General features: G+C 61.8%; 11 protein-coding genes. 9 read left to right on the plus strand and 2 right to left on the minus strand.

The annotated features are described in order from the left end of the window. Positions 1 to 21 precede the first annotated feature (21 nt). Together AC1RBA_RS08490 and AC1RBA_RS08495 are read right to left on the minus strand one after the other, a co-directional pair. Positions 22 to 1,344: a homoserine dehydrogenase gene (locus AC1RBA_RS08490; RefSeq protein ID WP_070219142.1), complete on the minus strand. Its 1,323-nt coding sequence runs from the start codon at positions 1,342 to 1,344 to the stop codon at positions 22 to 24. 71 nt (positions 1,345 to 1,415) lie between these two features. After that, on the minus strand, positions 1,416 to 2,645 hold the full coding sequence (locus AC1RBA_RS08495; RefSeq protein ID WP_034750427.1) for a pyridoxal phosphate-dependent aminotransferase: 1,230 nt from the start codon (positions 2,643 to 2,645) through the stop codon (positions 1,416 to 1,418). A gap of 423 nt (positions 2,646 to 3,068) precedes the next feature. On the opposite strand from AC1RBA_RS08495, the gene AC1RBA_RS08500 reads away from it, so the two are divergent. From AC1RBA_RS08500 to AC1RBA_RS08540, 9 genes are all read left to right on the plus strand, one after another. After that, positions 3,069 to 3,461 (plus strand): Mth938-like domain-containing protein, encoded by a 393-nt coding sequence (locus tag AC1RBA_RS08500; RefSeq protein ID WP_070219140.1) that lies wholly within the window; start codon positions 3,069 to 3,071, stop codon positions 3,459 to 3,461. After that, positions 3,458 to 5,131, plus strand: coding sequence for a glycosyltransferase family 39 protein (locus AC1RBA_RS08505; protein ID WP_230505768.1), 1,674 nt, complete (start codon positions 3,458 to 3,460; stop codon positions 5,129 to 5,131). The genes AC1RBA_RS08500 and AC1RBA_RS08505 overlap by 4 nt, the downstream gene beginning before the upstream one ends. 206 nt (positions 5,132 to 5,337) lie before the next feature. Beyond that, complete coding sequence (locus tag AC1RBA_RS08510; RefSeq protein WP_070311124.1) at positions 5,338 to 6,474, plus strand: DegT/DnrJ/EryC1/StrS family aminotransferase; 1,137 nt, start codon at positions 5,338 to 5,340, stop codon at positions 6,472 to 6,474. A gap of 11 nt (positions 6,475 to 6,485) precedes the next feature. Further along, positions 6,486 to 7,481, plus strand: coding sequence for a glycosyltransferase (locus AC1RBA_RS08515; RefSeq protein WP_070219204.1), 996 nt, complete (start codon positions 6,486 to 6,488; stop codon positions 7,479 to 7,481). Further along, the gene (locus AC1RBA_RS08520) at positions 7,481 to 8,398 is read left to right on the plus strand and encodes a formyltransferase (RefSeq protein ID WP_492417639.1); all 918 of its coding nucleotides are present in this window, start codon (positions 7,481 to 7,483) and stop codon (positions 8,396 to 8,398) included. The genes AC1RBA_RS08515 and AC1RBA_RS08520 overlap by 1 nt, the downstream gene beginning before the upstream one ends. Positions 8,399 to 8,419: 21 nt before the next feature. Continuing rightward, positions 8,420 to 9,472: a bifunctional UDP-4-keto-pentose/UDP-xylose synthase gene (locus tag AC1RBA_RS08525; RefSeq protein ID WP_070219136.1), complete on the plus strand. Its 1,053-nt coding sequence runs from the start codon at positions 8,420 to 8,422 to the stop codon at positions 9,470 to 9,472. Then, on the plus strand, positions 9,472 to 10,431 hold the full coding sequence (locus AC1RBA_RS08530) for a polysaccharide deacetylase family protein (RefSeq protein WP_070219135.1): 960 nt from the start codon (positions 9,472 to 9,474) through the stop codon (positions 10,429 to 10,431). The genes AC1RBA_RS08525 and AC1RBA_RS08530 overlap by 1 nt, the downstream gene beginning before the upstream one ends. Positions 10,432 to 10,506: 75 nt before the next feature. Beyond that, the gene (locus AC1RBA_RS08535; protein WP_034750445.1) at positions 10,507 to 10,977 is read left to right on the plus strand and encodes a peroxiredoxin; all 471 of its coding nucleotides are present in this window, start codon (positions 10,507 to 10,509) and stop codon (positions 10,975 to 10,977) included. Positions 10,978 to 11,266: 289 nt separating this feature from the next. After that, positions 11,267 to 13,078: a PhoH family protein gene (locus AC1RBA_RS08540; RefSeq protein ID WP_492417640.1), complete on the plus strand. Its 1,812-nt coding sequence runs from the start codon at positions 11,267 to 11,269 to the stop codon at positions 13,076 to 13,078. Positions 13,079 to 13,122 lie beyond the last annotated feature (44 nt).

Below are 13,122 nucleotides of genomic sequence, written 5' to 3' on the forward strand. Positions count from 1 at the left end.
TGCATGGATCGCTGACAACGATCAGCTGAGGTTTTCCAGGCGGATCTTGGTGACCGTGCCCACCACGCTGTTCAACGCTTCCATCTTCTCGATGGCGGCCGTGACGTTCTTTTCCTGCGTCTGGTGCGTCAGCATGATGATGTCCGTATGCGTCTCTCCCTCGGCCGGCTCTTTTTGCAGCATGGCGTCGATCGAGATGCCGCGTTCGGCCAGGATGCGCGTCAGGTCGGCCAGCACGCCCGGCTGGTCGGCCACGTGCATGCGCAGGTAGTAGCTGGTGGTGATTTCCGACATCGGCAAGATCGCGATATCGGTCATCGCGTTCGGCTGGAACGCCAGGTGCGGCACGCGGTGTTCCGGATCGGCCGTGGCCAGGCGCGTGATGTCGACCAGGTCGGCGATCACCGACGAAGCGGTCGGCTCGGCGCCCGCGCCGCGGCCCGAATACAGGCTGGCGCCGACGGCGTCGCCATGCACCAGCACCGCGTTCATGGCGCCTTCCACGTTGGCGATCAGGCGCTTGGCCGGGATCAGGGTCGGATGCACGCGCAGCTCGATGCCTTCCACGCCATTGACGGTGGCGCGCTTGGTGATGCCCAGCAGCTTGATGCGGTAGCCCAGCTGCTCGGCATAGCGGATGTCGACGGCATTGAGGTTGCTGATGCCTTCCACGTAGGCCTTGTCGAACTGCACCGGAATGCCGAAAGCGATGGCCGACATGATGGTGGCCTTGTGTGCGGCGTCGACGCCTTCGATGTCGAAGGTGGGGTCGGCTTCCGCGTAACCGAGTTCCTGCGCCTGTTTCAGCACGGTGGCGAAATCGAGGCCCTTGTCGCGCATCTCGGACAGAATGAAATTGGTGGTGCCGTTGATGATGCCGGCGATCCATTCGATGCGGTTGGCCGTCAAGCCTTCGCGCAGCGCCTTGATGATGGGGATGCCGCCGGCGACGGCCGCCTCGAAGGCCACCATCACGCCCTTGTCCTGGGCGGCGGCGAAGATTTCGTTGCCGTGCACGGCCAGCAGCGCCTTGTTGGCCGTCACCACGTGCTTGCCGTTGGCGATGGCCTGCATCACCAGGGTTTTCGACAGGTCGTAGCCGCCGATCAGTTCGACGACGATGTCGATCTCGGGATCGTTGACGATCAGGTAAGGGTCATTGACGACCTTGCAGCCGCCGGCGACGAGCGCTTCGGCGCGCGCCACGTCGCGCACGGCGACGGCGACGACGTCAATGCCGCGGCCCGCGCGGCGCTTGATTTCTTCCTGGTTGCGTTTCAGGACGCTGAACGTGCCGTAACCGACGTTGCCCAGGCCCAGCAGGCCGATCTTGATGGATTTCATAGTTGTGCTTGACTGCTCATAAGTGGCGCCCCCTTGGGCGGCGCCAGGTTGATCGAGATTGCTGCTGGCTTTCAGCCCCGGCCGTGACGCTTGCGATAGCCTTCGAGGAAGCGCGCAATGCGCCCCATGGCCTCGGTCAGGTCATCGGAGTTGGGCAGGAAGACGACACGGAAATGGTCGGGCGCGATCCAGTTGAACCCCGTGCCCTGCACGATCAGGACCTTGGCTTCGGCCAGTAATTCATAGGCAAACTGCTGGTCGTCGGCGATCGGGTAGATCTCCGGGTCCAGGCGCGGGAACATGTACAGCGCGGCCTTCGGCTTGACACAGGTGACGCCCGGAATATCGGTCAGCAGCTTGTGCGCCAGGTCGCGCTGTTTCAACAGGCGCCCGCCGGGCCCCACCAGGTCTTGTATGCTCTGGTAGCCGCCTAGCGCCGTCTGGATGGCAAACTGCCCCGGCGCATTGGCGCATAGCCGCATCGAGGCCAGCATGTTGAGGCCCTCGATGTAATCTTTGGCGTGGCGCTTTTCGCCCGAGACCACCATCCAGCCGGAACGGTAGCCGCAGGAGCGGTAATTCTTCGACAGGCCGTTCATGGTAATGAACAGCACGTCGTCGGCCAGCGAGGCGATCGACACGTGCTCGGCTTCGTCGTACAGCACCTTGTCGTAGATCTCGTCGGCGAAAATGATCAGTTGGTGCTGGCGCGCCAGTTCGACGATCTGCAGCAGCACGGAAACCGGGTACAGCGCGCCCGTCGGATTGTTCGGGTTGATGACGACGATCGCCTTGGTCTGCGGCGTGATCTTGCGGCGCATGTCCTCGATGTCGGGATACCACTCGTTCTGCTCGTCGCACACATAATGCACGGGATTGCCGCCCGACAGGCTGACGGCGGCCGTCCACAGCGGATAATCGGGCGCCGGCACCAGCACTTCGTCGCCACTGTTGAGCAGGGCGTTCATCGACATGACGATCAGTTCGGAAGCGCCATTGCCCAGGTAAATGTCATCGATGGTCACGCCGGCGATATTCTTGCCCTGCGTGTAGTGCATGACGGCCTTGCGCGGCGCGAACATGCCTTTCGAATCCGTATAGCCGGCCGCGTTCTGCAGATTGAGCATCATGTCGCGCACGATCTCGTCGGGCGGATCGAAGCCGAATACGGCCAGATTGCCGATATTGAGCTTGGTGATCTTGTGGCCTTCTTCTTCCATTTGCCTGGATTTTTCCAGGACCGGGCCGCGGATGTCGTAGCAGACGTCCGCCAATTTATTCGATTTCTGAATCGGTCGCAAAATAAATCCCTGTCGTGATGCGGCGCGGAGACTTGAGCTTGCAGCGTGGCCGCCGCGCCAGAACTATGAACCCGTGAAACTGCGATGCGAAAGACTGCAAGGCGAAAACAACCATTCTCGCCGAAAACAGGCCATTTTATCAAATTAAACATGGCGAACTGCAGCATTTGACGCCGATTCTGCCACGCCGGCGCAGCTGGACGACTATCGGGCGGGCGCCATCTTCATCTTCCCTTAATCTTGCAGCATTACCATGGCGCCAGCATGCAGCGCCACTGTGGCGCCGAACATTGCAAATTGGAAAGGATGTTGCTTTTCAGTCGCTCTTTTCTGTCATTTATGGCATGCTTACGCCCTTGGCCGCGGCACCCAGTTTGGCCGCGCGCGTACCGATCAACCGACACGACCAGCCCCGATATCGCCATGAAACTCCACGCCAGCAGCACCCAACAATACCAGACTGTCACCGGCTATGACGAAAACGGCGTCGAGATCAATGCCCAGCCGTACAACTACAGCCTGATCGTCATGCCGGAAACGCCGCCGCGCGCGTGGGAAGTGGACAGTTTCGAACAATTGAACGAGGCGCATTTCGCGCAAATCCTGGCCGATGCGCCCGACGTGGTCATCCTCGGCACGGGCGAGCGCCAGCGCTTCGTGCACCCGAAGCTGACGGCCGCGCTGACCATGCGCCGCATCGGCGTCGAATGCATGGATAGCCAGGCTGCCTGCCGCACCTACAACATCCTCATGGGCGAGGGCCGCAAAGTCACCCTGGCACTGATCCTGGCCCCGGCCGCAGGCAAGCCTGCATGAAAATCAATGTCAACGAACTGCACTCGTCGCGGGTGCTGATGTGGTCCCTGCTCGGCATCTTCATCGTCGTCACCCTGTATGCGCTGGGCGTGCGCACCCTGGTGCCGCCCGACGAGGGCCGCTACGCCGAGATGGCGCGCGAAATGTTCGTCACGGGCGACTGGATCACCACGCGCCTGAACGGCATCAAGTACTTTGAAAAACCGCCGCTGCAAACGTGGATGAATGCGCTGACCTTCGCCGCCTTCGGCCTGGGCGAGTGGCAGGCGCGCCTGTGGACCGGCCTGTGCGGCATCATCGGCGTGTGCATGACGGCCTATGCGGGCAAGAAGGTCTTCGGCCCGCGCGTGGGCCTGTATGCGGGCCTGGTGCTGGCGTCGAGCCTGTTCTGGCTCGCTTCCGGCCAGATCAATTCGCTGGACATGGGCCTGTCGGGCATGATGACCCTGACCCTGGGCAGCCTGCTGATCGCCCAGCGCGACGACGCCACGGCGACGGAGCGGCGCAACTGGATGCTGGCCTGCTGGGCCGCCATGGCGCTGGCTGTGCTGGCCAAGGGCCTGATCGGCATCGTGCTGCCGGGCGCCGTGCTGGTGCTGTATTCGCTGTGTGCGCGCGACTGGCGCATCTGGACGCGTCTGCACCTGGTCAAGGGCTTGCTGGTGTTCTTTGCCATCGCCACGCCGTGGTTCGTGCTGGTCGCCCTGCGCAATCCAGAGCAGCCGCATTTCTTCTTCATCCACGAGCATTTCCAGCGCTTCCTGATGAAGGGCCACAAGCGCGAAGGCGCCTGGTATTACTTCCTCGTGCTGCTCATTCCCGGCATCCTGCCATGGATAGGCCTGCTGCCGCAAAGCCTGGCCGCCGCCTTCCAGCGTCAGGAAGGCGCCTTTCAGCCCCGTTTGATGCTGCTGGTCTGGGCCGTCTTCATTTTCTTCTTCTTCAGCTATTCGACCTCGAAGCTGCCCGGCTATATCGTGCCCATCTTCCCGGCGCTGGCATTGCTGGTGGCGCTGTACCTGGAATCGGCGTCGCGCCGCCAGCGCCTGTTCGCCGCCGGCCTGCTGTGCGTGCTGGGCGCGGCCATCCTGATCGGCGGACCGATCGCGTTCAGCAAGGCCAGCGCGCGCGATCCGGCGGCACTGATCGCATTGAAAGGCTACCAGCCATGGCTGATGGCGGCCGGCTTCTTCGCCCTGGCCGGCGGTGCCCTGGCCTTGCTGCATGCGCGCCAGCTGCGCCGCGACATGACGGTGCTGACGATCGCCGGCGCCGGTTTCCTGGCCACGCACTGCATCCTGGCCGGCTCCGAACTGTATGGCCAGAACCGCGCAGGCACCGACATGCTGCCGCAGATCCAGGCCGAACTGACGGCCGATACCAAGCTCTATTCGGTCGGCATCTACGAACAGTCGCTGACGTACTACCTGCAGCGGCCCGTGATCCTCGTCGATTACTGGGATGAATTCACGTTTGGCCTGAAACAGCAGCCGGAACTGTCGATCCCGAACATCGAGCCTTTCATCACGCAATGGACGAACGATGCCAACGCCGGCGTGCGCGACATGGCCATTATCAGCCTGGACCGCTACAAGGAATTGCAACAACGTGGCGTGCCCATGCGTGTCATTGCCGAGGACGCGCGCCGCATGGTCATTGCCAACAAATAATGTTTAACTGGGGCGCGAGGCAGCACGGATCGCGCCCCCGGCCAGCTTGCCCCGCCCCCGCATCGGCATGATTTTTTCACCGCTGAACCGGCTGCGCCGCCATACTGACGATATAAAATAGCCATGCCTGCCGGCCGCGTTTCACCGTACGGCAGCCTCGGCAACACAGATACCCTGACACCATACCGACTCAAGAACCGCGCCCCATGACCTCTACCCTGCCCTTTTTGCCTTTTTCCAAACCCACCATCGATGAGGCGACCATCGCCGCCGTCGGCGAGGTGCTGCGCTCGGGCTGGATCACCAGCGGCCCGAAAGTGCAGGCATTCGAAGCCCAGCTGTCCGAGTATTTCGGCGGGCGTCCCGTGCGCACCTTCAATTCGGGCACGTGCACCATGGAAATCGCGCTGCGCATCGCCGGCATTGGCCCCGGCGACGAAGTCATCACCACGCCCGTGTCGTGGGTCGCGACGGCCAACGTCATCATCGAAGTGGGCGCCACGCCCGTGTTTGCCGACATCGACCCCGTCACCCGGAATATCGACCTCGACAAGCTGGAAGCGGCCATCACTCCGCGTACGAAAGCCATCATCCCCGTCTACCTGTCCGGCCTGCCCGTTGACATGGACCGCCTGTACGCGATTGCTGAAAAGTACAATTTAAGGGTCGTGGAAGACGCGGCGCAGGCGTTCGGCTCCACCTGGAAAGGCAAGCGCATCGGCGCGTTTGGCGACTTCGTCTCGTTCAGCTTCCAGGCCAACAAGAACATCACCACGGGCGAAGGCGGCTGCCTCGTCCTGAACAACCTGGAAGAAGCGAAGCTGGCCGAGAAATACCGGCTGCAGGGTGTCACCCGCAGCGGCGTCGACGGCATCGACGTCGACGTGCTGGGCGGCAAATACAACATGAGCGACATCATGGCCGCCATCGGCCTGGGCCAGTTCGCCAATATCGACGCCATCACGGCCCACCGCCGCGCGCTGGCGCGCCACTATTTCGCGCAGTTCGGCAGCGACTTCGAAGCGGCCAGCGGCGCCCGGCTGCCCGTGCAGGACTTTGAAAACAGCAACTGGCATCTGTTCCAGATCATCCTGCCCGACAACGGCCCCGGCACGCGCGCCGCGTTCATGCAGGCCATGGCGCAGCAAAACGTGGGAACGGGCTATCATTACGCACCGATCCACCTGTTTACCATGTACCGCGAACGCGGCTTTACCGAGGGCATGTTCCCCGTCTCGGAACAGATCGGCCGCCTGACCGTGACCTTGCCGATGTTCTACGCCATGACGACACAGGACGTGGAACGCGCCGTCGCCACCGTCAAATCCATTCTCATCAAATGAGCAGCGCGCCGATGAAACCTGAACTGTCCGTAATCATTCCGATCTACAACGAGCAGGATGGCCTGGCCAGCCTGTTCGCCCGCCTGTATCCGGCCCTCGATGCCTTGCAGACGAGCTACGAGATCATCTTCATCAATGATGGCAGCCGCGACAACTCGGTGGCCATCCTGGCGGAACAGTTCCGCCAGCGCCCCGACGTCACGCGCGTGATCTTATTCAACGGCAATTATGGCCAGCACATGGCCATCCTGGCCGGCTTCGAAGCCTCGCGCGGGCAGATCATGGTCACGCTCGACGCCGACCTGCAGAACCCGCCCGAAGAAATCGGCAACCTGGTGGCGAAGATGCGCGAAGGCTACGATTACGTGGGCTCGATCCGGCGCAAGCGCCAAGATTCCGCCTGGCGCACCCTGGCATCGAAGATGATGAACCGCCTGCGCGAACGCATCACCAACATCAAGATCACGGACCAGGGCAACATGCTGCGCGCGTACGGCCGCAATGTGATCGACCTGGTCAACCAGTGCGCCGAAGTGAACACCTTCGTGCCCGCCCTCGCCTACACGTTCGCCCGCAAGCCCACGGAAATCACCGTCGAGCACGAGGAAAGGGCCGCCGGCGAGTCGAAATATTCGCTGTACAGCCTGATCCGCCTCAATTTCGACCTCGTCACGGGCTTTTCGCTGATTCCCCTGCAAATCTTTTCCATGCTGGGCATGGCGATGTCGCTGGGCTCGGCGCTGCTGGTGGTCTTCCTGCTGGTACGCCGCTTCCTGCTGGGCGCGGAGGCCGAAGGCGTGTTCACCCTGTTCGCCATCGCCTTCTTCTTCATGGGCGTGATCCTGTTCGGCATCGGCCTGGTGGGCGAATACGTGGGACGCATCTTCCAGCAAGTGCGTGCCCGTCCCCGCTACGTGGTGCAAACCATCCTGCAGGATGGTATGGTCCAGGCGGAAGCCGAGGCGCCATCGTACGTGCGCCTGGAAAAGCGCCAGGTGAGCCGCTGATGGGCGCCCCGCGCGCCGTTGTCTTCGGCTACCACAATGTGGGCGTGCGCTGCATCAAGGTGCTGCTGGCCGGCGGCGTCGATATTGCCCTCGTCGTCACGCACGAAGACAGCCCCACGGAAAACCTGTGGTTCGAATCCGTCGCCAGCCTGTGCCAGGCCGAAGGCATCCCGTACATCACGCCTGCGGACGCGCGCGCGCCCGAGCTGCTGGCGCAGGTGCAGGCGGCCAGGCCGGACATGCTGTTCAGCTTTTACTACCGCCACATGCTGCCGGCCAGCCTCCTGGAAGTCGCGCCCGCCTACAATATGCACGGCTCGCTGCTGCCGCAGTTCCGCGGCCGCGCGCCCGTCAACTGGGCCGTGCTGCATGGCGCCCCGGAGACGGGCGCCACCCTGCATGAAATGACGGTCAAGCCGGACGCCGGCGCCATCGTCGCGCAAACGGCCGTGCCCATCCTGCCCGACGACACGGCATTCGAAGTGTTCGGCAAGGTCACGGTGGCGGCGGAGCAAACCTTGTGGAACGTGCTGCCAGCCTTGCTGGACGGCACGGCGCCGCGCCAGCTCAACGATTTACGCCAGGGCGGCTACTTTGGCGGCCGCACGCCGGAAGACGGCCGCATCGACTGGAAGTTACCCGCGCAGCAGGTGTACAACCTGCACCGGGCCGTCGCGCCCCCCTATCCCGGCGCGTTCACCGAAGTCAACAATGTTATTTACACCATCGAAAAAGCCCGTTTAAGCAAGCATTCAGCAGGAAGTTTGCCACCAGGCTTGGCGGTAGTGGATAATTGCATCTTTGGCGTCTGCGGAGACGGCCGCATGCTGGCCATTTCCGCGCTGAGGGCTGCCGGGGAGCCGATTTCGGCTCAGCAATTGCAAGCAAGTCTGACCGCCCGCGTCAGCACACACTGATATCACTCAAGAGAATCTCATATGAAAAAAGTCCTCATCTTAGGCGTCAACGGTTTCATCGGCCACCACCTGTCCAAGCGCATCCTGGAAACCACCGACTGGCATGTCTACGGCATGGACATGAACACGGACCGCATCACGGAATTGCTGGAAGATGACAACTACAAGTCGCGCATGCACTTCTTCGAAGGCGACATCACGATCAACAAGGAATGGGTCGAGTACCACGTCAAGAAATGCGACGTGATCCTGCCGCTGGTGGCCATCGCCACGCCGTCGACCTACGTCAAGCAGCCGCTGCGCGTCTTCGAACTGGACTTCGAAGCCAACCTGCCTATCGTGCGCTCGGCCGCCAAGTACGGCAAGCACCTGGTCTTCCCGTCGACCTCGGAAGTGTATGGCATGTGCCATGACGAGGAATTCGATCCGGAAAACTCGGAACTGATCTGCGGCCCAATCAACAAGCCGCGCTGGATCTATTCGAACGCCAAGCAGCTGATGGACCGCGTGATCTGGGGCTACGGCATGGAAGGCTTGAACTTCACCCTGTTCCGTCCATTCAACTGGATCGGCGCGGGCCTGGACTCGATCCACACGCCAAAAGAAGGTTCCTCGCGCGTGGTGACGCAATTCTTCGGCCACATCGTGCGAGGCGAAAACATCTCGCTGGTCGACGGCGGCGCGCAGAAACGCGCGTTCACCTATATCGACGACGGCATCGATGCGCTGATCCGCATCATCGCCAACAAGAACGGCATCGCCAGCGGCAAGATCTACAACATTGGCAATCCGACCAATAACTATTCGATCCGCGACCTGGCCGGCATGATGCTGACCCTGGCTGCCGAATACCCGGAATACGCCGAAGGCGCGAAACACGTGAACATCGTGGAAACGACTTCGGGCGCCTACTACGGCGCCGGCTACCAGGACGTGCAGAACCGCGTGCCGAAAATCACGAATACCTGCGAAGAGCTGGGCTGGGCGCCGACCACCACCATGGCCGATTCCCTGCGCAATATTTTCGACGCCTACCGCAGCCAGGTAGCCCAAGCCAAAGCCCTGATGGATTAATGTTGAGCAAGCCGTTCCTGACCCTGAAAATCGACGTCGATACCTATCGCGGCACCCGTGAAGGCATGGGCAATCTGGTGCGCATGCTGGCCGCGCACCAGGCCAAGGCCACCTTTCTGTTCTCGCTGGGCCCCGACCACACGGGCTGGGCCCTGCGGCGCGCCTTGCGGCCCGGCTTTTTCAGCAAGGTGTCGCGCACGTCGGTGGTCGAGCACTACGGCTTGAAAACATTGATGTACGGCACCTTGCTGCCGGGACCCGATATCGGCAAGCAGTGCGCGGCGCAATTGCGCGCCGTGCGCGATGCCGGTTTCGAGTGCGGCATCCACACCTGGGATCACACCCTGTGGCAAGACAATGTGGCCAAGCGCAACGCCGCCTGGACCATTACCATGATGCGCAAGGCCGCCAACCGCTACGAACAGGTGTTCGGCAGCAAGCCGCACACGCACGGCGCGGCCGGCTGGCAAATGAATGTCAGCGCCTTTGTCGAGCACGACACGGCCGGCTACCGCTTTGCCTCCGATGGCCGCGCCATGCTCGACGCGCGCGGCGCAATGGTGCATCCGGGCAATGGCCCGCACCGCGTGCGCAATGGCAACACCATCCTGCGCTGCGTGCAATTGCCCACCACCCTGCCCACCCTGGACGAACTGCTGGGCTGCGAAATCGACGGCAAGCTGATCACCACCGGCAATGTTGCCGCGCATATCCTGTCACTGACGGCGGACAACCCGCGCGATCATGTGTATACCTTGCATGCGGAACTTGAAGGACAGAAACTCGCCCCCATTTTCGAACAACTGCTGACTGGCTGGAAAGCCCAGGGCTACCAGTTTGCGGCGATGGGCGATTATTATGAAAAGATAAAAGATGCGGACTTGCCAATTTGCCCCATCACCTGGGATGAGTTGCCCGGGCGTTCGGGACGCCTGATTGTGCAGGGCAAAGCGGCCTGAATGCTGTATTGTTGCACCTGGATGCGTTGCCAGATTAAAAACCAGCGCTGATGATCACCGTTCAGGAGAGAACCTGTGGCTGATAGCCAATCCCTCGTTAGCATACCCGACTTTAGTGCCGCCATGACCAGCGGCAAGACCTTTCAGTTGCTGGGCCGCCCGGCCAAGGCCACGGTACTGTTTTTCTATCCGAAGGACAACACCCCTGGCTGCACCACTGAAAACATCGCCTTCCGTGACGCGTATCCGCAATTTGTCGCCGCCGGCGTGGAAATCTACGGCATCAGCCGCGATTCCCTGCGCTCGCACGAAAGCTTCAAAGCCAAGCTGGAACTGCCGTTCGAGCTCATTTCCGACCCGGACGAAGCCGTTTGCCTGCTGTTTAACGTCATGAAGATGAAACAGATGTACGGCAAGACCGTACGCGGCGTCGAGCGCAGTACGTTTGTGATTGACGCCCAGGGCCGATTGGTGAAAGAATGGAGAGGCGTGAAGGTCGCAACTCACGTGGAAGAAGTGCTGGAATTCGTAGCGCATCTGAATTGATCGTTCATTTTGATCCAATGCGCGTTGTCGGCTTCCAGCAAGCCTGGTTCAACCGCAGTTCAGTTCACGGTACCTATCGCCATTTTGAGTCAACGAAGCGCCTCCATCCACTCCGCCAGACGGGCCTGCAGCCCGCCGATGGCGTCCATGACCGGCCATGCTGCCGGCCTCCCGGCAGTTATTCGTCCTGTAGCATTGTTGTTCCCCCGCATCCACCCCATGAGAAGTGCCGCCAGAAGCTGGCTGCCCATGGGCGATTCATTCCAGAAATTTTTTGATTGAGATCCTGATGCCACTGCCAAAATTACCGAGCAAGCCAGCCACCATCCTGGCCACCCAAGATTACCCAACCGCAGGCGCAGCGCGCCCGGCCACCAAAACCCCGGCAGCCAAGAAAGTGGCTGCACCGATCATTGAAGCGGCGATGGCCGAAGTTGCCAAACCGGTCCGCAATGCGGCCACGAAGATCAAGCAAGTGGCGGCCCTGATGGTCGCCAAGCCAGTGCCAGCCCCGGCGCCGGTTGCGGCCGCGCCTGCCGCCGTTGCCGCGCCTGCAGCGAAAGCCAAGCCGGCGGCAAAAGGCAAGGTCACGCCGATCAAGCCCGTCAAGCAGGCAGAGCAGCCGCATCCGGCCAAGCACAAGCCTGTGGAAGTGCAGCTCAAGTCGTCCGCCAGCCGCGCCGCCGATCAGCGCGGCATCAGCAAGCTGTTCGTGCTCGACACGAACGTGCTGATGCACGATCCATCGTCGCTGTTCCGCTTCGAGGAACACGATGTGTACCTGCCGATGATGACCCTGGAAGAGCTGGACAACCACAAAAAGGGCATGACGGAAGTGGCCCGCAATGCGCGCCAGGTGTCGCGCACGCTCGATGCCCTGATCAGCAACACGGATGACGACGCCATCGAACACGGCATCCTGCTGTCCAAGCTGGGCAACAAGGACGCCAAGGGCCGTCTGTTCTTCCAGACGCGTTTGCAAAGCGCCGACCTGCCGGCAGGCTTGCCAGTGGGCAAGGCCGACAACCAGATCCTGGCCGTCGTGCGTTCGCTCGAGTCGGAACAGGAAGGCCGCCCCGTCGTGCTGGTGTCGAAAGACATCAACATGCGCATCAAGGCGCGCGCCCTGGGCTTGCCGGCCGAAGATTACTTCAACGACCATGTGCTGGAAGACACGGACTTGCTGTACTCGGGCATCGTGCAATTGCCGGACGACTTCTGGAACAAGCACGGCAAGGACATGGAGTCGTGGCAGGAAAGCAAGAACGGCTACAGCTCCACCTTCTACCGCGTGACGGGCCCGTTCATTCCATCGCTGCTGGTCAACCAGTTCATCTACCTGGAACCGAAAAACGGCGAAACGCCGTTCTACGGCCAGGTGAAGCAGATCAACGGCAAGACGGCCGTGCTGCAAACCCTGCGCGACTTCAGCCACACGAAGAACAATGTGTGGGGCGTGACGGCGCGCAACCGCGAGCAGAACTTCGCGCTGAACCTGCTGATGAATCCGGAATGCGATTTCGTCACCCTGCTGGGTCAGGCCGGTACCGGCAAGACCCTGCTGGCCCTGGCTGCCGGCCTGGCGCAAGTGCTGGAAACCAAGCTCTACAATGAAATCATCGTCACCCGCGTGACGGTGCCCGTCGGCGAAGACATCGGTTTCCTGCCAGGCACGGAAGAAGAAAAGATGTCGCCATGGATGGGCGCCTTCGACGACAACCTGGAAGTGCTGAACAAGTCCGACTCCGATGGCGGCGAATGGGGCCGCGCGGCAACGCAAGACCTGATCCGCTCGCGCATCAAGATCAAGTCGCTCAACTTCATGCGCGGCCGCACCTTCGTCAACAAGTTCCTCATCATCGATGAAGCGCAAAACTTGACGCCAAAACAGGTCAAGACCCTGGTCACGCGCGCCGGTCCCGGCACGAAGATCCTGTGCCTGGGCAACATTGCCCAGATCGACACGCCGTACCTGACGGAAGGCTCGAGCGGCCTGACCTACGTGGTCGACCGCTTCAAGGGCTGGACCCACAGCGGCCACGTCACCCTGGCCCGCGGCGAGCGTTCGCGCCTGGCCGACCACGCCAGCGAAGTGCTGTAAGTTATAGCGGGCGGCGCAAGCTGCCCCAGTCATTCGAAGCCCCG

Source organism: Janthinobacterium sp. GW823-FHT03B06 (assembly GCF_058796955.1).

What these genes read in the sequence shown, in the direction of transcription:
- AC1RBA_RS08490 (WP_070219142.1), bottom strand. Translation starts at nt 1,344, where the DNA reads ATGAAATCCATCAAGATCGGCCTGCTGGGCCTGGGCAACGTCGGTTAC.
- AC1RBA_RS08500 (WP_070219140.1), top strand. Translation starts at nt 3,069, where the DNA reads ATGAAACTCCACGCCAGCAGCACCCAACAATACCAGACTGTCACCGGC.
- AC1RBA_RS08505 (WP_230505768.1), top strand. Translation starts at nt 3,458, where the DNA reads ATGAAAATCAATGTCAACGAACTGCACTCGTCGCGGGTGCTGATGTGG.
- AC1RBA_RS08510 (WP_070311124.1), top strand. Translation starts at nt 5,338, where the DNA reads ATGACCTCTACCCTGCCCTTTTTGCCTTTTTCCAAACCCACCATCGAT.
- AC1RBA_RS08515 (WP_070219204.1), top strand. Translation starts at nt 6,486, where the DNA reads ATGAAACCTGAACTGTCCGTAATCATTCCGATCTACAACGAGCAGGAT.
- AC1RBA_RS08520 (WP_492417639.1), top strand. Translation starts at nt 7,481, where the DNA reads ATGGGCGCCCCGCGCGCCGTTGTCTTCGGCTACCACAATGTGGGCGTG.
- AC1RBA_RS08525 (WP_070219136.1), top strand. Translation starts at nt 8,420, where the DNA reads ATGAAAAAAGTCCTCATCTTAGGCGTCAACGGTTTCATCGGCCACCAC.
- AC1RBA_RS08530 (WP_070219135.1), top strand. Translation starts at nt 9,472, where the DNA reads ATGTTGAGCAAGCCGTTCCTGACCCTGAAAATCGACGTCGATACCTAT.
- AC1RBA_RS08540 (WP_492417640.1), top strand. Translation starts at nt 11,267, where the DNA reads ATGCCACTGCCAAAATTACCGAGCAAGCCAGCCACCATCCTGGCCACC.